The sequence below is a fragment of the Vibrio sp. SCSIO 43135 genome, from assembly GCF_023716665.1.
Taxonomy (GTDB): Bacteria; Pseudomonadota; Gammaproteobacteria; order Enterobacterales; family Vibrionaceae; genus Vibrio; species Vibrio paucivorans.
The window spans coordinates 1,799,862-1,822,829 of sequence record NZ_CP071859.1 but is presented as its reverse complement, the minus strand read 5'-3'; the positions used below and the strand labels follow the sequence as shown (position 1 = coordinate 1,822,829).

Annotated in this window: 1 protein-coding gene; it reads left to right on the top strand. The window is 48.1% G+C overall.

The window, feature by feature from the left end; all coding sequences use genetic code 11:
- The first annotated feature begins 297 nt into the window (after positions 1-297).
- Complete coding sequence (locus J4N42_RS08070) at positions 298-22,938, top strand: tandem-95 repeat protein (protein WP_252027344.1); 22,641 nt, start codon at positions 298-300, stop codon at positions 22,936-22,938.
- The last annotated feature ends 30 nt before the right edge of the window (positions 22,939-22,968 follow it).

Below are 22,968 nucleotides of genomic sequence, written 5' to 3'. Positions count from 1 at the left end.
TTGTTATTTTTTATCGCCAACGAATATCATTATAGATGCATATCTGGATATGCAATACGTAACATCATGTTTTGTGAAGTCTTAGGCTTTGAGAAAGAAAGTACAGTTTGATTAAAGAGCTGATGCTAGCCGGGTAAAAAACTCCCCTTTTTCCCTATTCATATGACTGCAGCAAATTGACAAAAAATTATTACTTTCAGACGTTTTCACCTTGAAGAACTCTCAAGATTGTACTTCATTAATACAAGTCAGTTATACATTTAGTTTCACATCCATTCGTTGAATAGGGCTAGGTAAATGGAAAATAATAATCAAAACTCAAATGGAAACGAGAAAAACCTAAATGATGCGGTTGAAAATGTAACCACTTCAGATTCGTCAACAGAATCAAATTCGGCTCAGGAAAGACAAAACCAACAAAATACAGCTGCCTCGGTGACTGCGACCGGGGTAGAGAATGCAGACCTAGCTGATGAAATTAACCAGGCTTTAGAAGACAACCCAAGTGGGGCGGGTTCGAGCGGTGGCGATGACTCTAGCGGTGCTGCGGCGCCGGTTCAAGAAGCCTCAGCTGGTGCTGAAGAGTCTGAAGGCAATGAGTCTAAAGTTGTGGACAGCCAAGCGACTGGAGAAGCTGCATCAGATGGGGCTCCTTCATCGTCTGCTCCTAGTTCTCAAAATGTTGGCGGAGCGACAGACGATGGGTCGGGTGGGCCAAGTCAATCTGGCGAAAGCTCGTCACCTGATTCCGTAGTGTCTGCCGGAGCAGGTGGCTCTGGTGGTGGTTCTAGCGCATCTTCCGATGCTACGAGTGTTGGTGATACTTCAGAACCTGATACTGCCACTGTAAGTGAAACATTTGAAGTTAACGTTGAGGAAGAGGGCGCGACCGAGAACGAAGAAGACTTTGATACAGAAACGGTTTCAGAAACATTTGAAATCAACGTAGAAGATGTCAACGACGCTGCGGAAGTATCTGCGGGCATTACAGCAACGGTTGATGAAGATAATTCAATTACGATTACCCAAGAGCAACTTTTAGCTAATGCAAGTGATGTCGAAGGTGATGACCTTACAGCCCAAAACCTTACAACTAATGACCCTAATGCCACGATTTTAGCTAACGATGATGGCAGCTTTACTATCACGCCATCCCAGGACTTCAATGGCGAAATTGAGTTTTCTTATGATGTTTCAGATGGTCAGGATATTACGCCAACGTCACTAAATTTAACGGTAAATCCGGTAAATGATGGACCTGAGCCGCAAGACCAAGCGTTCACCATCGCCGAAGACGGCACACTGAACTTCACCGATGCAAACCTCCTAACCGGTGCTACCGACATTGACGGTGATAACCTCAGTGTAGAAAGCATCAGCTACACCGGCACTGATGGGGTACTGACTGACAACGGCGACGGCAGCTACAGCTTCGCGCCAAACGAGAACTTCAATGGGGATGTGCAGTTCAGCTTTGAAGTGTCCGACGGCACCGACACGGTGGCTGCCAACATTGATGTGTCCGTGACACCAGAGAACGATCCACCGGTGGCGGGCTCAACGGCTTACACCGTAAACGAAGATGAAGTACTGACGTTCAGTGCTGAGCAGCTATTAGCGAATGCCTCAGACATTGAAGGTGATGTTGCAGTAGATAGCGTGACCTACACAGGTAACGACGGTATCTTAACCGACAACGGCGACGGCACCTTTAGCTTCGCGCCAAACCAAAACTTCGATGGCGATGTCAGCCTTGATGTGGTGGTCGTCGATGAAGAAGGCGCGACGGCAACTACAACTGCTGATATCGATGTCCTACCAATCAACGATGCACCAGTCCAAGGTGAGCAAGCCTACACGGTCAACGAAGACGGCTCGATTACTATCTCACAAGACCAGCTTCTTGCCGACTCAAGTGATGTTGAAGGCGATGACCTGACTGCATCGAACCTAACCGTCGATGGCAATGCGACGGTGGAAGCTAATGATGATGGCAGCTTCACCATTACGCCAGATGCGGACTTCAACGGCGATATCACTATGCAGTTTGATATCACCGATGGCACGGACACGATTCAAGCGACAGGCGACTTAACGGTTAATCCAGTTAACGATCTACCTCAGCCACAAGACCAAGCGTTCACGATTGCCGAAGATGGCACGCTGAATTTCACCGATGCTGACCTGCTAACCGGTGCTACCGATATTGACGGTGATAACCTCAGCGTGGAAAGCATCAGCTACACCGGCACCGATGGTGTACTGACTGACAACGGTGACGGCAGCTACAGCTTTGCGCCAAACGAGAACTTCAATGGGGATGTGCAGTTCAGCTTTGAAGTGTCAGATGGTACCGACACAGTCGAAGCGAACATTGATGTGTCCGTGACACCAGAGAACGATCCACCGGTGGCAGGCTCGACCTCGTACACCGTCAACGAAGATGAAGTACTGACATTCAGTGCAGAGCAGCTATTAGCGAATGCGTCTGACATTGAAGGTGAAGTGGCGGTGGATAGCGTGCTTTACACGGGTAGCGACGGTATCTTAACCGACAATGGTGACGGCACATTCAGCTTTGCGCCGAACCAAAACTTCGATGGCGATGTCAGCCTAGATGTCGTTGTGATTGATGAAGAGGGCGCAACGGTCTCAACCACCGCAGAGATTGATGTCTTACCAATCAACGATGCACCGGTGCAAGGTGAGCAAGCCTACACGGTCAACGAAGATGGCTCGATCACCATCTCACAAGACCAGCTTCTTGCGGGTTCAAGTGATGTTGAAGGCGATGACCTGACTGCATCGAATCTGACGGTTGATGGCAATGCGACAGTAGGAGCGAACGAAGATGGCAGCTTCACCATTACGCCAGATGCGGACTTCAACGGCGATATCACCATGCAGTTTGATATCACCGATGGCACCGACACGATTCAAGCGACGGGTGACTTAACGGTTAATCCAGTTAACGATCTACCTCAGCCACAGGACCAAGCGTTTACCATTGCCGAAGATGGTACGCTGAACTTCACCGATGCAGACCTACTAACCGGAGCCACCGACATTGATGGTGACAACCTCAGCGTTGAAAGCGTCAGCTACACCGGCACTGACGGCGTATTGACCGACAACGGCGACGGCAGCTACAGCTTCGCACCAAACGAGAACTTCAATGGTGATGTACAGTTCAGCTTTGAAGTGTCAGATGGTACCGACACGGTGGAAGCCAACATTGATGTGTCCGTGACACCAGAAAACGATCCACCGGTGGCTGGCTCAACCTCATACACCGTCAACGAAGATGAAGTGCTGACCTTCAGTGCAGAGCAGCTATTGGCTAACGCATCTGATATCGAAGGTGAAGTGGCGGTGGATAGCGTGCTTTACACGGGTAGCGACGGTATCTTAACTGACAACGGTGATGGCACCTTTAGCTTCGCGCCGAACCAAAACTTCAATGGCGATGTCAGCCTTGATGTCGTTGTGGTCGATGAAGAAGGTGCAACGGTCTCTACAATCGCAGAGATTGATGTCTTACCAATCAACGATGCACCAGTTCAAGGTGAGCAGGCTTACACCGTTAACGAAGACGGTTCGATTACCATTTCGCAAGACCAATTACTTGCCGGTTCAAGTGATGTCGAAGGCGATGACCTGACCGCATCGAACCTAACTGTGGATGGTAATGCGACGGTAGAAGCCAACGAAGATGGCAGCTTCACTATCACGCCGGATGCGGACTTCAACGGCGATATCACTATGCAGTTTGATATCACTGATGGTACCGACACCATTCAAGCGACGGGCGATTTAACGGTTAATCCAGTTAACGATTTGCCTCAGCCACAAGACCAAGTGTTCACCATTGCCGAAGATGGCACGCTAAACTTTACCGATGCTGACCTGCTTGAAGGGGCAACCGACATTGATGGCGACAACCTCAGCGTTGAAAGCATCAGCTATACCGGCACTGACGGTGTACTGACCGACAACGGCGACGGCAGCTACAGTTTTGCGCCAAACGAGAACTTCAATGGTGATGTACAGTTCAGCTTTGAAGTGTCAGATGGTACCGACACGGTGGAAGCCAACATTGATGTGTCCGTGACACCAGAAAACGATCCACCGGTGGCTGGCTCAACCTCATACACCGTCAACGAAGATGAAGTGCTGACCTTCAGTGCAGAGCAGCTATTGGCTAACGCATCTGATATCGAAGGTGAAGTGGCGGTGGATAGCGTGCTTTACACTGGTAACGACGGTATCTTAACTGACAACGGTGATGGCACCTTTAGCTTCGCGCCGAACCAAAACTTCAATGGCGATGTCAGCCTTGATGTCGTTGTGGTCGATGAAGAAGGTGCAACGGTCTCTACAATCGCAGAGATTGATGTCTTACCAATCAACGATGCACCAGTTCAAGGTGAGCAGGCTTACACCGTTAACGAAGACGGTTCGATTACCATTTCGCAAGACCAATTACTTGCCGGTTCAAGTGATGTCGAAGGCGATGACCTGACCGCATCGAACCTAACTGTGGATGGTAATGCGACGGTAGAAGCCAACGAAGATGGCAGCTTCACTATCACGCCGGATGCGGACTTCAACGGCGATATCACTATGCAGTTTGATATCACTGATGGTACCGACACCATTCAAGCGACGGGCGATTTAACGGTTAATCCAGTTAACGATTTGCCTCAGCCACAAGACCAAGTGTTCACCATTGCCGAAGATGGCACGCTCAACTTCACCGATGCTGACCTGCTTGAAGGGGCAACCGACATTGATGGCGACAACCTCAGCGTTGAAAGCATCAGCTATACCGGCACGGATGGGGTACTGACCGACAACGGCGACGGCAGCTACAGTTTTGCGCCAAACGAGAACTTCAATGGTGATGTACAGTTCAGCTTTGAAGTGTCCGATGGCACCGAGACGGTGGCAGCGAACATCGATGTGTCCGTGACACCAGAGAACGATCCACCGGTGGCGGGCTTAACGTCTTACACAGTAAATGAAGATGAAGTGCTAACGTTCAGTGCAGAGCAGCTTCTAGCGAACGCATCTGATATTGAAGGTGAAGTGGCTGTTGATAGTGTTACTTACTCAGGCAACGACGGTATCTTAACCGACAATGGGGATGGTACGTTTAGTTTTGCACCAAACCAAAACTTCGATGGCGATGTCAGCCTCGATGTCGTTGTGGTCGATGAAGAAGGTGCGACCGCGATAACAACAGCCGATATCGACGTTCTGCCAATCAATGATGCACCAGTCCAAGGTGAGCAAGCCTACACGGTCAACGAAGATGGTTCGATCACCATTTCACAAGACCAGCTTCTTGCGGGCTCAAGTGATGTGGAAGGCGATGACCTGACTGCATCGAACCTAACCGTCGATGGCAATGCGACGGTGGAAGCTAATGATGATGGCAGCTTCACCATTACGCCAGATGCGGACTTCAACGGCGATATCTCGATGCAGTTTGATATCACCGATGGTACCGACACGATTCAAGCGACGGGTGATTTAACGGTTAATCCAGTTAACGATTTGCCTCAGCCACAAGACCAAGCGTTTACGATTGCCGAAGATGGTACGCTCAACTTCACCGATGCAGACCTGCTAACCGGTGCTACCGACATTGATGGTGACAACCTCAGCGTGGAAAGCATCAGCTACACCGGCACGGATGGGGTACTGACCGACAACGGCGATGGCAGCTACAGCTTCGCGCCAAACGAGAACTTCAATGGTGACGTACAGTTCAGCTTTGAAGTGTCCGACGGCACCGAGACGGTGGCAGCGAACATTGATGTGTCCGTAACACCAGAAAACGATCCACCGGTGGCGGGCTCAACATCTTACACAGTCAATGAAGATGAAGTACTGACATTCAGTGCAGAGCAGCTACTAGCCAATGCATCAGATATCGAGGGTGAAGTGGCGGTGGATAGCGTGCTTTACACTGGCAGTGACGGTATCTTAACCGACAATGGTGACGGCACCTTTAGCTTCGCGCCAAACCAAAACTTCGATGGCGATGTGAGTCTGGATGTTGTTGTGGTCGATGAAGAAGGTGCGACTGCGACTACAACCGCAGAGATTGATGTTCTACCAATCAACGATGCGCCAGTTCAAGGAGAGCAAGCGTACACGGTTAACGAAGATGGCTCGATTACTATCTCACAAGACCAGCTTCTTGCCGGCTCAAGTGATGTTGAAGGCGATGACCTGACTGCATCGAACCTAACCGTCGATGGCAATGCGACGGTGGAAGCTAATGATGATGGCAGCTTCACCATTACACCAGATGCGGACTTCAACGGCGATATCACCATGCAGTTTGATATCACCGATGGCACGGATACGATTCAAGCGACGGGTGATTTAACGGTTAACCCTATTAATGACCTGCCTCAGCCACAAGACCAAGCGTTCACCATCGCCGAAGATGGAACTCTTAACTTCACCGATGCAGACCTGCTTGATGGTGCCACTGATATTGACGGTGATAATCTAAGCGTGGAAAGCATCAGCTACACCGGTACTGACGGCGTACTGACCGATAACGGTGACGGCAGCTACAGCTTTGCACCAAATGAGAACTTCAACGGTGATGTTCAGTTCAGCTTTGAAGTGTCGGACGGTACCGATACGGTTGAAGCCAACATTGATGTGTCCGTGACACCGGAGAACGATCCACCGGTGGCGGGCTCGACGTCTTACACGGTCAATGAAGACAATTCAATCACAATTACTTCGGAACAGTTGCTTGCCAATTCATCGGATATTGAAAGTGATGTGAGCATTCAAGAGGTAAGTTACTCGGGTTCTGATGGCGCATTCACAGACAATGGTGATGGAACATTTACTTTCGTACCAAACCAAGACTTTAATGGTAATGTCAGCCTAGACGTAAACATTATTGATAGCGAAGGGGCAACCGCATCGACCACAGCCGGAATTGAAGTACTGCCGGTCAACGATGCACCTGTGACGTCAGGAATTACTGCAGAAGTTGATGAAGATAATGCGATTACGATTAGCCAAGAGCAGCTGTTAGCCAATGCAACAGATGTTGAGGGTGATAACCTTGTTGCGAGTAACCTGCAAACCAATGATCCAGATGCAACGATTGTATCAAATGAGGATGGCTCATTTACGATTACGCACTCGGAGAACTTCAATGGCGAGTTAGATTTTACCTACAATGTCAGTGATGGTGAGAGTGACGTTGTCACCACTCTCGATTTGACGGTTAATCCTGTCAATGATGCACCAGACGCAGGCGATGAAATCCATATTCAAGCACAAGAAGACCAGACTGTTGGTGTAACTCTACGTGAAGACCCAGTGATTCGTTTAGATCAGGCGCCAGAGAACGGTATCGTTCAAGCGCATCTGAATGATGAATGGATTGATTTGGATGTTGGTGTAGAGATTCCAGCTGATACGGAAGTACGATTTGTTGCAGATCAGGACGCGGTCGAAAACGGTACTCATACAACGAAAATTGGTACGTTTGATGACAATGCGAGTGTCGACGATTGGGGGGATGAAGTTGATCCTTATACTCGTCAATTCATTGATGGTGACTTAACAGTTACAGTGCAAAGTAATGACGACCCACTTGGTGCTTGGAACGGCAATACGCACATTGGGCATGGCATTGGTGATACTGACCGGCAAGGACTAAGTGGTGACGAGAAACTTACCGTTACCGTTGAAGGGCAAGATATTAACGAAATCAGTTTCCATTTAGATGGCCTTGGTGGCTGGTTTATGGAAGAGTCCCGTCACTTTACCGAAGTAGAGATTCGAGCATTTAATTCTGAAGGTGAGATGATCGACTCTCTGACCTATCACAAAGAAGATAGAAACAGTTTCGAAACGGACTATACGTTAACGGTTGATGAACCAGTTTCCTATTTTGAACTTGGTACAATTCAAGGGAACGGTACTTATGTCGTGCAAAACATGACGGTATCGCAAACCTGCCCAGATGAAGCTGTGTTTACATCAATAGGTGTGGATGGAACTGAGATCACCGAAACAGTATCGCTGAATATTCGTGAAGGTGATTCAGAGATCGACCTAACGGCTGAGTTACCAAACGTAGAAGTCGATACTGATGGCGCAACACAGTTTGCATCAGTCATCATCACTGAGGAGCAGCTTCTCGCTCAGGCGTCAGATATTGACAGTGATATTTTAGACATAGAAGGGCTCGAGTTAGTTGGTGAAAGTGCGGACAATGCAACGCTGGTCGATAATGGTGATGGTACATGGACAGTTGTTCCAAATGAAAACTTCCACGGTGAAGTAGAGCTCGGCTATAACGTAACAGATGGCGAATTAGCAGATAGCAATATCATCAATATTCACTTTGAGTCAGTCAATGATGAACCAATTGTCTCTGGGCCAATTGTGCTTTCTACCGAGGAAGACAACAGCATTACGTTCACTGCTGATGAGCTTCTGGCGAACTCGACTGATGTTGAAGGGGATGAGTTATCCATCATTGATATTAACTACGATGGTCCTAATGGTGAGCTGATCGATAATGGCGATGGTAGCTTTACTTTCGTGCCAAACGAAAACTTCAATGGTGAAGTGGACATCGACTACAAAGTGTTTGATGGGCAAGACGCTGTCGATACGCTCCTAGATTTGACTGTTATTCCTGTCAATGACGTTCCAGTGCCGGGGGCTCCGTTACATACACAGATGCTAGAAAATGGCTCGATTACCATTGAAGCGAAAGATCTGTTGGCGGGTGCGACTGATGTTGATGGAGATATCCTTCACATCGAAAACCTGCTTCTTGTCGACCAGGGTCAAGGTACATTAACGGACAACGGCGATAACACCTTTACATTTGAACCATCATCTAACTTCTACGGTGAAGTTAACTTAACATTTGATATCAGTGATGGCTTAGCAAGTGCTCCTAGCACAGCTAGAATCGATGTAGAAATTGTTAATGAAGGACCTGAAGTTAGTGGCCCAGTTGATGCTGTAGTTGACGAAGATGGCAGTATCACCATCACGCAAGAAGACTTGTTAGCAAATGCAACGGATGCAGATGGAGATAACCTCACTGCAACCAACTTGCAAACTAATGACCCTAATGCGTCAATTGTTGAAAACTCTGATGGTAGCTTCACCATAACGCCAAGTGACAATTTCTTTGGTGAGATCGAGTTTACTTATGATGTAACCGATGACATTGAGACTATTGCTGCTGACCTTAACCTTACTGTTAATCCAATCAATGATGCACCTGAAGTTCCAGACCTTGTGTTTAGTACTGAAGATGGCACTTCGGTGACGATAACTGAAGACCAGTTGCTCGCTCAAGCGACAGATATTGAGGGTGATGAGCTTTCAGTGGTTAACGTAACAAGTGGCAGTGATTCGGTATCCGTTCAAGACAACGGTGATGGTACATACACGCTAACGCCAGAAAACGGCTTCTTTGGCAATGCAGATTTAACATTCGATGTGAGTGACGGCACTGATGTGGTGAGTGCCAATATCGACCTTTCGGTAGAGTTCGTAAATGATGCGCCGGAAGCTGATTCAATTGTCGCGGATGTTGATGAGGACGGTAGTATTCTGGTGACGCAAGAAATGTTGCTGGAGAATGCCACCGACCAAGATGGTGATGTACTGACCGCGGTAGGTCTTGAGACTAACGATCCAAATGCTCAGATTACTGATAACGGCGATGGCACCTATACAGTCACTCCTTCAGAAAACTTCAATGGTGACATTCAATTTACTTATGAAGTAACCGATGGTGAATTGAGTACGACAAACGACCTTACCTTAACTGTAAATCCTGTTAACGATGCGCCAATTGTTGCTCCTGCGATGTACAGCATTGAAGAAGATGGCTCGGTGCTATTCACGCAAGAAGACTTGCTAAGTGGTGCTATCGATATTGATGGTGATGCCCTCACCGTTACTGAAATTGATTATCAAGGTAACGAAGGTGTCATGACTGACAACGGAGACGGTACATTTAGTTTCGTTCCAGAAGAACATTTTAGCGGTGATCTCCAATTTAATTTCACGGTCAGTGACGGTACGGATGAAGTAGAGCAAACTATTGATTTACATATCGAGGCCGTAGCTGACGCGCCGAATCTAACGATTACCGATGGTGATGGTAATAACGTTGATGATCAAGCAATCCTCACTGAGCCGGGTGGCACTGTTGATCTGAATATTGCAGCTAGCCTGGTTGACCAAGACTTATCTGAAACGCTCACGGTGACCGTTGATGGAGTACCTGAAGGCTCAGTTATCCGTTATGACAGTGAATCTGTCTTGAATGATCAAGAAAATGGTATCACCAGTTATAACGATACAGAGATTACAGTCACGTTCGAAGGTGAGACTGCTGGTTTCCAAAATGCAGCGGGTTACTACAAAGTAGATGAGAACGGAAATATTTCAGATGTTCAAGTCGTCTACGAAAATGCCTCACAAGTTGGTGGAGGCGGTGATCTACAACCAGGTGAAGATTCTTTCTCGTTCCAAGTTGATCAAGGTGAGAGTTTCAATCTGTTCTTGATTCCTAATGGTTTCAACTTCAATGACTTTGATTCAATGCAAGATGGTAACTTTGAATTCAGAGCAAGTGATGGTTCTCCTGCAACGACGGATACACTAGATCCTCAGCTTATTTTTGTCGGCGAAGACGGCTCAGAAACAGTGGTGCGCAGTCAGTTTGGTGATGCTGTTTTCCATGGCGGTTCGAGCGCAGGTTTAAATCAAGACGGAATGGAGCATACGCGTACCACCGTTAATGACGACGGTGAGCTAGTTTACGGCTTTGAAGATCTCTATGGCGGTGGTGACGCTGACTTTACAGACTTTAATTTCACGATTGATGTTGGTGAAGTCAACAGTCAGATCTATAGCGGTGAAGTCACCGTCGATTCCAGTGGTGCTGTAGTCCTTCCGACGACGGCCATCGAACAAACTGTCGAGTTAGCTTTACCAGAAGACTTTGATGAACAGTTAGAAGTTGTGGTCACCGCAACGTCCACTGAACAGTCTAATGGCGATGAAGAAACGGTTTCTCAAACTATCTACATCAACGCAACGGGCACACACATTGAACACGCACCAGAAGCATTGCCTGTTGATGCTGTGGTAGAAGAAGATGGCTCTATCATCATCACGCAGGCAGACTTGCTTGAGAATGCGAGAGATTTAGATGGTGACCAGCTGACGGCGCTCAATCTAGTGACGGACGATGAGAACGTCACCATTACTGAGAATGGCGATGGTACCTTTACCATTACACCAGATGCGGACTTTAATGGTGATGTACAGTTCACGTTTGATGTCTCAGATGGAGACGATATTGTATCAACCAACTTGGAACTGACTGTTACACCAGTAAACGACCTTCCGGAACCTGAAGATAAAGCGTTTACCATCTCTGAGGATGGCACTCTTAACTTCACCGATGCAGACCTGCTTGATGGTGCCACTGACATTGACGGTGATAATCTCAGCGTGGAAAGCATCAGCTACACCGGTACTGACGGCGTACTGACCGATAACGGTGATGGCAGCTACAGCTTTGCACCAAACGAAAACTTCAATGGTGACGTTCAGTTCAGCTTTGAAGTGTCAGATGGTACCGACACGGTTGAAGCGAACATTGATGTATCCGTGACACCAGAGAACGATCCACCTGTGGCAGGTTCAACTGCTTACACCGTTAATGAAGATGAAGTGCTAACGTTCAGTGCAGAACAACTAGTGGCGAACGCTTCTGATGTAGAAGGCGATGTGAGTCTTCAAGACGTAAGCTACTCCGGCAATGACGGTATCTTAACCGACAACGGCGATGGCACGTTTAGCTTCGCCCCGAACCAAAACTTCGATGGCGATGTCAGCCTTGATGTAGTTGTTGTAGATGAAGAAGGCGCAACGGCCTCAACTACCGCAGAGATTGGTGTACTGCCAATTAACGATGTCCCAGTCCAAGGTGAGCAGGCGTATACGGTTAATGAAGATGGCTCGATTACTATCTCTCAAGAGCAGCTATTAGCAGGCTCAAGTGATGTGGAAGGTGATGACTTAAGCGCATCGAACCTAACTGTGGATGGCAATGCGACAGTAGAAGCCAACGAAGATGGCAGCTTCACCATCACGCCAGAAGCGGACTTTAACGGTGATATCGCCATGCAGTTTGATATCACCGATGGCACTGACACCATTCAAGCTACGGGTGACTTAACGGTTAACCCTATTAACGACCTGCCTCAGCCACAAGACCAAACATTTACCATCGCCGAAGATGGCTCGCTGAACTTCACTGATGCAGACCTCCTAACAGGTGCCACCGATATTGATGGTGACAACCTGAGTGTGGAAAGCATCAGTTATACCGGCACTGACGGCGTACTGACTGACAACGGTGACGGCAGCTACAGTTTTGCGCCGAACGAGAACTTCAATGGTGACGTGCAGTTCAGCTTTGAAGTATCAGATGGTACCGACAGGGTTGAAGCGAACATTGATGTGTCCGTAACACCTGAAAACGATCCACCGGTGGCAGGCTCTACTTCATACACCGTGAATGAAGATGAAGTACTGATGTTTAGTGCAGAGCAGCTATTAGCCAATGCCTCAGATATCGAAGGTGAAGTAGCGGTTGATAGTGTTACTTACTCAGGTAACGACGGTATCTTAACCGACAATGGTGATGGCACATTCAGCTTCGCACCGAACCAAAACTTCGATGGTGATGTCAGCCTCGATGTGGTCGTGGTTGATGAAGAAGGCGCGACGGCAACCACAACTGCTGACATCGATGTACTGCCAATCAACGATGCACCGGTTCAAGGCGAGCAGGCTTACACGGTTAACGAAGACGGTTCGATTACTATCTCGCAAGACCAATTGCTTGCCGGTTCAAATGATGTCGAAGGCGATGACCTGACAGCATCGAACCTAACTGTGGATGGCAATGCGACGGTCGAAGCGAGCGAAGATGGTAGCTTTACCATCACGCCAGATGCAGACTTCAACGGCGATATCTCGATGCAGTTTGATATCACCGATGGCACTGACACCATTCAAGCGACGGGCGACTTAACGGTTAATCCGGTTAATGATTTGCCTCAGCCACAAGACCAAGCATTTACTATCGCGGAAGATGGCACACTGAATTTCACCGATGCAGACCTGCTAACAGGTGCCACCGACATTGATGGTGATAACCTCAGCGTTGAAAGCATCAGCTACACCGGTACCGATGGTGTGTTGACCGACAACGGCGATGGCAGCTACAGCTTTGCGCCAAACGAGAACTTCAATGGTGACGTGCAGTTCAGCTTTGAAGTGTCCGATGGTACCGATACGGTTGAAGCCAACATCGATGTGTCCGTCACTCCGGAAAATGATCCACCAGTTGCTGGCTCAACGTCTTACACAGTGAATGAAGACGAAGTACTGACCTTCAGTGCAGAGCAGCTATTGGCGAATGCGTCCGATGTAGAAGGCGATGTGAGTCTTCAAGACGTAAGCTACTCAGGTAACGACGGTATCTTAACCGATAATGGTGATGGCACATTCAGCTTTGCGCCAAACCAAAACTTCGATGGCGATGTCAGCCTTGGTGTGGTCGTGGTCGATGAAGAAGGCGCAACCGCGATTACAACTGCTGATATTGATGTTCTACCAATCAACGATGCACCAGTCCAAGGTGAGCAAGCGTACACGGTCAACGAAGATGGCTCGATTACCATTTCGCAAGAGCAGCTTCTTGCAGGTTCAAGTGATGTCGAAGGCGATGATCTAAGCGCATCGAACCTAACTGTGGATGGAAACGCAACGGTTGAAGCGAACGAAGATGGCAGCTTTACTATCACGCCAGATGCAGACTTCAACGGCGATATCGCCATGCAGTTTGATATCACTGATGGCACCGATACCATTCAAGCAACCGGCGATTTAACGGTTAACCCTGTCAACGACCTGCCAACCAGCGGTGATGTTTATGCCAATGTTGACGAAGATAACACCATTACTATCACGCAGGAGCAGTTACTTGCGAATGCAGCAGATATTGAGGGTGATGATCTTGTAGCTTCTAACCTAACCTTGGTGGGAGACGATGCGACCATTGTCGATAATGGCAATGGCACATTCTCAATTACTCCAAGCGAAAACTTCAATGGCTACATTGATGTGGCGTACAGCATTAGCGATGGTGATACACCGATCGCAGCGAACTTAGGACTAACGGTTGACCCGGTAAACGACGCCCCAATTGTCTCTGCTGATGTAGCGATAACCATTGAAGAAGATGGCTCGTACACGATTACTCAAGAAGAGCTGCTTCAATTCGCGACTGACATCGAAGACGATGACATGACCGCAATTATTGGAGAGCAGGGAGATGAAACTACAGTAACGGGTACGGTGTTGGATGCTGAAACTAGTAATCCAGTATCTGGTGCTGAAGTGACGTTGACTGACAGTGTGGGTAATAGCTACACCACGGTCACAGATGACTCTGGTAATTACACAGTTACAGGACCAGTCGTAGACCAAGGTACGGTGACGATTGAGCAAGAAGGCTCAATTACCAGCAGCTTCCTTGTTCCTGCGGGCGAAGATGTGAATGGTGGCGTGACCGCAATATCTGAAGTGCTTGAAGAAACAGATATGCGTATCGTGGTTACCTGGGGTGAAAGTCCACGAGATATGGATAACCACCTATGGCTATACGATACAGAGAATGGAAATGAGCTAGACCATATCTACTACCGCGATATGAGCCACGACCTAGGTGAAGGAAACGTAGTTCAACAAGACGTGGATGATGTAAATGGTCATGGTCCTGAAACTATAACCATTCCAAACTATCAAGATGCAGACATGCACTATTCAGTGCACAACTACACCAACAGAAGTTGGGATGTAGATGGTGTTGAGGATGTGCAAGTTCAGGTGTTTGTTGGTGATACGTTAGTTGAAACCTTCACCCCTGAGCTGCCAGATAACCCATCAGGCGATCACTGGCATGTGTTCGATATCGTTAACGGCGTGATTGTTCCAAGCCAAGATGTAGGTAGTCAAAATGCATTTGATTTACCAACTGCAGAAGAAGCGCTCGCGGCTGAGAATGGTATTGATATCTCTGAATTGCTAATCGGCGAAGAAGATGGTGATTTGGGCGATACCGATGGTAACGAACCAAGTGTTGGTGATATCTCAATCGAGAACGCTCTGATCACTGACAATGGTGACGGTACCTACACCATTACACCAGAAGAGAACTTCAATGGTGAATTCTCCATTAGCTACAACGTAGATGATGGTAATGGTGGAGTGACTCCTGCTGAGCTTGACGTGACTGTCACCGCGGTCAACGACCTGTCTGTGATCTACGATCATGACTACTCCATTAATGAAGATGGCTCGTTAACCTTCACTGATGAGCAGCTACTGGCTGGTGCAACCGATATTGATGGTGATGACCTATCAGTAGAATCTGTTAACTATGAAGGCACTGATGGTGTGTTCACGGATAATGGCGATGGCACTTACACCTTTGCTCCAAATGAGAACTTCAATGGTAACGTTGGCCTAACTTACGATGTCAGCGATGGCACAGATGTGGTCTCGGCGAACATTGATGTTCAAGTTGTGCCTATCAATGATGTACCAGTTGCTGGCACAACTTCTTACAGCGTCGAAGAAGATGGTAGCATTACCCTGAGCGATGCACAGCTGCTGGCGAACAGTTCAGATGTTGAAGGGGAAGTGTTTGTTAGCGATGTCACTTACAGCGGCACTGATGGTGTGTTCACTGACAACGGTGATGGAACTTACACCTTCTCGCCGAATGAAAACTTTAACGGCGACATCAGCCTTGATGTGTCTGTTATGGATGAAGATGGTGCAACGGCCGAAACAACCGCAGGCATAGACGTTATTGCCGTTAATGACTTACCGGTAGCTGGTTCAACAACCTACAGCGTTGACGAAGATAACGTAATTACCATTTCTGATGCTCAACTTCTTGCGAATAGCTCAGACATTGAAGGTGATGTATCCGTTAGCGATGTTTCTTACTCTGGCACAGACGGTATCTTAACTGACAATGGCGACGGAACGTTTAGCTTCGCACCAAACCAAAACTTCGTTGGTGACGTTAGCCTGGATGTTGTTGTGGTGGATGAAGAGGGTGCGACGGTCTCAACCACCGCAGAGATTGATGTTCTACCAATCAACGATGTACCGGTGCAGGGTGCGCAAGCCTACACGGTCAACGAAGATGGCTCGATTACTATCTCACAAGACCAGCTTCTTGCGGGTTCAAGTGATGTGGAAGGCGATGACCTAAGCGCATCGAACCTGACTGTGGATGGCAATGCGACAGTTGAAGCCAATGATGATGGCAGCTTTACTATCACGCCGGATGCCGATTTCAACGGCGATATCTCAATGCAGTTTGATATCACCGATGGCACTGACACCATTCAAGCGACGGGTGATTTAACGGTTAATCCTGTTAATGACCTGCCTCAGCCACAAGACCAAGCGTTCACTATTGCCGAAGATGGTACGCTGAACTTCACCGATGCTGACCTGCTTGAAGGTGCTACCGACATTGATGGTGATAACCTCAGTGTGGAAAGCATCAGCTACACCGGCACTGACGGTGTATTGACTGACAACGGTGATGGCAGCTACAGCTTCGCACCAAACGAGAATTTCAATGGTGACGTGCAGTTCAGCTTTGAAGTATCGGACGGTACGGATACTGTTGAAGCGAACATTGATGTATCCGTGACACCAGAAAACGATCCACCGGTGGCTGGCTCTACTTCATACACCGTGAACGAAGATGAAGTGCTAACGTTCAGTGCTGAGCAGCTACTAGCCAATGCGTCTGACATTGAAGGTGAAGTGGCGGTGGATAGCGTTTCTTACTCAGGTAGTGACGGTATCTTAACCGACAATGGTGACGGCACATTCAGCTTTGCGCCGAACCAAAACTTCGATGGTGATGTCAGCCTTGATGTGGTGGTCGTCGACGAAGAAGGCGCGACGGCGACTACAACTGCCGACATTGATGTCCTGTCAATTAACGATGCACCGGTTCAAGGGGAGCAGGCTTACACCGTTAACGAAGACGGTTCGATTACCATTTCGCAAGAGCAATTGCTTGCAGGTTCAAGTGATGTCGAAGGTGATGACTTAAGCGCATCGAACCTAACTGTGGATGGCAATGCCACAGTAGAAGCGAATGACGATGGCAGCTTCACCATTACGCCAGATGCCGATTTCAACGGCGATATCACCATGCAGTTTGATATCACTGATGGCACGGACACCATTCAAGCGACGGGTGACTTAACGGTTAATCCGGTTAATGACCTGCCTCAACCGCAAGACCAAGCGTTCACCATCACGGAAGATGGTACGCTGAACTTTACCGATGCTGACCTGCTAACCGGTGCCACCGACATTGATGGCGATAACCTCAGCGTCGAAAGCATCAGCTACACCGGCACTGACGGCGTATTGACCGACAACGGTGATGGCAGCTACAGCTTCGCGCCAAACGAGAACTTCAATGGTGACGTACAGTTCAGCTTTGAAGTATCAGATGGTACCGACACGGTTGCAGCGAACATTGATGTGTCCGTGACACCGGAGAACGATCCACCGGTTGCGGGCTCGACCTCGTACACCGTGAGCGAAGATGAAGTGCTGACATTCAGTGCAGAGCAGCTATTAGCCAATGCATCTGACATTGAAGGTGAAGTGGCGGTGGATAGCGTGCTTTACACTGGTAGCGACGGTATCTTAACCGACAATGGTGATGGCACATTCAGCTTTGCGCCAAACCAAAACTTCGATGGCGATGTGAGTCTTGATGTTGTTGTGGTCGATGAAGAGGGTGCAACAGTCTCAACCACCGCAGAGATTGATGTTCTACCAATCAACGATGCACCGGTTCAAGGGGAGCAGGCTTACACCGTTAACGAAGATGGTTCGATTACCATTTCACAAGAGCAGCTTCTTGCGGGTTCAAGTGATGTCGAAGGTGATGACTTAAGTGCATCGAACCTGACTGTGGATGGAAACGCAACGGTTGAAGCGAACGAAGATGGCAGCTTTACCATCACGCCAGATGCCAACTTTAACGGCGATATCTCAATGCAGTTTGATATCACCGATGGCACTGACACGATTCAAGCGACGGGCGATCTAACGGTTAATCCGGTTAACGATCTGCCTCAACCACAAGACCAAGCGTTTACCATCGCCGAAGATGGCACGCTGAACTTTACTGATGCAGACCTGCTAACAGGGGCCACCGATATTGATGGTGATAACCTCAACGTTGAAAGCATCAGCTACACCGGTACCGATGGTGTGTTGACCGACAACGGTGATGGTAGCTACAGCTTCGCACCAAACGAGAACTTCAATGGTGACTTGCAGTTCAGCTTTGAAGTGTCTGATGGTACCGATACGGTCGAAGCGAACATTGATGTGTCCGTGACACCAGAGAACGATCCACCGATTGCGGGCTCGACCTCGTACACAGTGAACGAAGACGAAGTACTGACGTTTAGTGCTGAGCAGCTAGTGGCGAACGCGTCCGATGTGGAAGGCGATGTGAGTCTTCAAGACGTCAGCTACTCAGGTAACGACGGTATTTTAACCGACAATGGTGATGGTACATTCAGCTTCGCACCGAACCAAAACTTCGATGGCGATGTGAGTTTAGATGTGGTGGTCGTCGATGAAGAAGGCGCGACGGCAACTACAACTGCTGATATCGATGTCCTACCAATCAACGATGCACCAGTCCAAGGTGAGCAAGCCTACACGGTCAACGAAGACGGCTCGATTACTATCTCACAAGACCAGCTTCTTGCCGACTCAAGTGATGTTGAAGGCGATGACCTGACTGCATCGAACCTAACCGTCGATGGCAATGCGACGGTTGAAGCCAACGACGATGGCAGCTTCACCATCACGCCAGATGCGGACTTCAACGGCGATATCACCATGCAGTTTGATATCACCGATGGCACTGACACGATTCAAGCGACGGGTGATTTAACAGTTAACCCGATTAACGACCTGCCTCAGCCGCAAGACCAAGCGTTCACCATCGCCGAAGATGGCACGTTAAACTTTACCGATGCTGACCTGCTTGAAGGGGCAACCGACATTGATGGTGACAACCTGAGTGTGGAAAGCATCAGCTACACAGACACTGATGGTGTATTAACCGACAACGGTGATGGCAGCTACAGCTTTGCACCGAACGAAAACTTCAATGGTGATGTACAGTTCAGCTTTGAAGTATCTGATGGTACGGATACGGTAGAAGCCAACATTGATGTGTCAGTCACACCAGAAAACGATCCACCGGTTGCGGGCTCAACGGCTTACACCGTTAATGAAGATGAAGTCCTTACGTTCAGTGCAGATCAGCTTCTAGCGAACGCCTCAGACATCGAAGGTGATGTCGTGCTGGATAGTGTTACCTACACAGGCAGTGACGGTATCTTAACCGACAATGGTGATGGCACCTTTAGCTTTGCGCCAAACCAAAACTTCGATGGCGATGTGAGTTTGGATGTGGTGGTAGTCGATGAAGAGGGCGCTACCGCTTCAACTACGGCAGAGATTGATGTTCTGCCAATCAACGATGCACCAGTGCAAGGTGAGCAAGCGTACACCGTCAACGAAGATGGCTCGATCACCATTTCGCAAGAGCAGCTTCTTGCGGGTTCAAGTGATGTTGAAGGCGATGACCTGACTGCATCGAACTTAACTGTGGATGGAAACGCAACGGTTGAAGCCAACGACGATGGCAGCTTCACCATCACGCCGGATGCGGACTTCAACGGCGATATCACCATGCAGTTTGATATCACTGATGGTACCGACACGATTCAAGCGACGGGCGACTTAACAGTTAATCCGGTTAATGACGTTGCTATCGCGCTAGATCATCAGTTTGAGATGGATGAAGACGGAATCATCACCATCACTAACCAAGACTTGCTACAAGGTGCTTCGGATATTGATGGTGATGAGCTAACGGTTTCATCAGTAAATTACACCGGAACAGATGGCGTATTCACGGACAATGGTGATGGGACTTATAGCTTTGCACCAAATGAAAACTTCAATGGAGAGGTTCAATTAGATTATGGTGTGAGTGATGGTACTCAGGTTACTGATGCGAGTATTGGCATAACAGTTAAGGAAGTGAATGATGCTCCGATAGCTGGAGCTACCAGCTACAGTGTTGAAGAAGATGGTTCGATCACGATGACTGAGGCTCAGCTTCTCGCCAACTCTAGCGACGTAGAAGGGGCAGTCAGCGTTGCTGATGTTTCTTACACAGGAAATGATGGTGACTTTGTTGCAAATGAGGATGGAACTTACACCTTTACACCGGCAGAAAACTTTAATGGTCAAATCAGCTTAGAAGTGACTATAGCTGACGAAGGCGGAGCGACCTCTGAGACGACAGCTGGCATAGATGTAGTCGCTGTTAATGATGCTCCAGTAGCTCCTACCTTAGAAATCAATGGTGAAGAAGATCAGGTTCTCGTTATTGACCCCGCGTTTATTCTGGCAAATGCTTCTGATTTGGATGGGGACGACTTATCTTTGGAAAGCTTGTCAGTTCGCCAGCCTCAGAACGCTACTTTACAGCCTCAAGCTGATGGTATGTACCATCTTATCGCTCCAGCTGATTTCAATGGCATGATCGACCTTGCGTATGAAATATCAGATGGAACAGAAACCGTAGAAGGTTCAATCAATGTCGATGTTATTCCTGTAAATGACGCTCCATTTAACGAAGGAAACGCTCACTTAACTACCCATGAGGATGGCGCATTTACGTTCAACGCTGATGACATGCTTGATCTGTTTGGTGATATTGATACTGACAACCTCGTTGTGTCACGAATTATCATGCCTGACGGGGAGGATGGCGGAAGCCTCGAAGATAACGGTGATGGTACTTGGACGTTTACCCCAACTGGCGACTTCGCGGGTACGTCGGGTATGCAGGTCGTTGTTAGTGATGGTGAGTTTGAGACTAGCCTTGATGTGCCGGTGTTTGTTCGCCCAGTAGCTGATGGTGCGGTAATCACTACAGATCATGAAGGTCCTTTGGTCTTCTCTGAAGACTCTACAGGACACCTCGGATTAAATGTCGATCTTTTAGATTCTTCTGAAGTATTGACCAATTTGGTTATTACTGGGTTCCCTGTTGGATTCGAAGTGAGTGACGGTACTCATACAGTGGTCATTACTGCGCCTGGGCAATATATTGATGTCACTGAATGGAATATCGACTCGTTAGCCCTTACGCCTCCAGAAGATTTCTCCGGTAATTTCTTCATTACAGTTACAGCAACAACAGCTGATTACGGAGATGAACAGTCTCAAGCTATGGCGACTCCAACAGAGGCTACAGGTGACTTCCAAACACAGCCTGATGAGAGTGTAGTTTTAACAACTGAAGACTTGCTAGAGATGGCTGAAAATGCAAGTGAAGGTGACATCGAACATGTTCACTTGATAGACAGAAGCCAAGGTGAAATTGTTGATAATGGTGACGGAACATGGACATTTTCACCAGCTGACGGTTTTGAAGGTACAGCAGACCTCGGTTACGTAGTGAATGATGGTGGCAACATTATCGACGCTCAAACATCTGTTGCGGTTCAGGCGGAAAATGATACAGCGCCATCCGTTAGCGGTAACGCTAGTGTGGATGTAGGGCATCGCGCCGCGCTTAACTTTACAGATCAGGATATGTTAGCGAACGTGAATGATCTGCAAGGGGATAGCTTATCGATAGAGTCAGTGCAGTTAATTGGTGGGCAAGGGTTGCTTGAAACCGATCAACAAGGGCATCACACGTTTACTCCTGCTGAGGGTTTCTCCGGAGAAGCGACCGTTGGCTTTGTCGCGACGGATGGGCAAGAGAGCGTGAGAAGTCACTTTAATATTAACGTAGCTGAGGAGGAGCAAGGCCTGTCGTTGTCTGAAGATGGCTCTTTAGTGTTAGATCAAGAGACGATTCTAGATGCGATTGGATTGTCCGATGGTTCAGAAGTTACAGCGCTTGAGCATACCGGTGAAGATGGTACTGTCATTGAAAATAGCGACGGTTCTTGGACTTTCTGGCCGGATGAAAGCTTCGATGGTGATCTCGCATTGAGTGCCGAAACGGTACTCAATGGAGAGACAAGTCAGCATGATCTCAATATAGAAGTAGCAACTGATGCTGAAACAGCAGCTAGTGTTGCAGAGCAAGATGAGGCAGGCTCTGACTCATTAGAGTCTTCTGCGAGTGACGAGATTATCGTCGACAGATCAGAACCTGATACTGAAGAGACCGCTGATGTGACGGTTGCTCCAGGCGACGTTGCTAATGTATCTATTCCCGAAGATGTTAGCGGTATAGAAGGAGTAGCTCAAGTTGAAGTGAGTGGATTGCCAGAAGGTGCAAGTATAGAGAACGCGCTTTCTGGAGGTGATGGAAGCTATGTCGTCTCTGGTGATTTATCTCAGCCAATTTCTATTTCTCTGGATGAACAGTTCGAGGGAACCAGTAATGTTCAATTCCAAGGGCTTGATGACATTGGTAATACGGTTCCAAACGCTCATGGAGAAGTCACTATAGAAGTTGATGAGCAGTATGCAATGCAATCAAATGGAGCCACTGGCAATGCAGATACATTATCAAATGGTCAAGAGCAAGGAGGGGATTGGACACTCGGAGATAACACCAATGTTGGGGTAGATGTCATGGACGATAGTTCTAGCTTTGATAACCTCGACCATGGGGGCAGTGGAAACGACTATAACAATATTGATGAAAACATGTAGTGAATTATTAGTGGGGGCAAGGGACGCCTC

Excerpts from the sequence above, each read along its gene's own strand:
- J4N42_RS08070 (WP_252027344.1), top strand. The coding sequence starts at position 298 with ATGGAAAATAATAATCAAAACTCAAATGGAAACGAGAAAAACCTAAAT.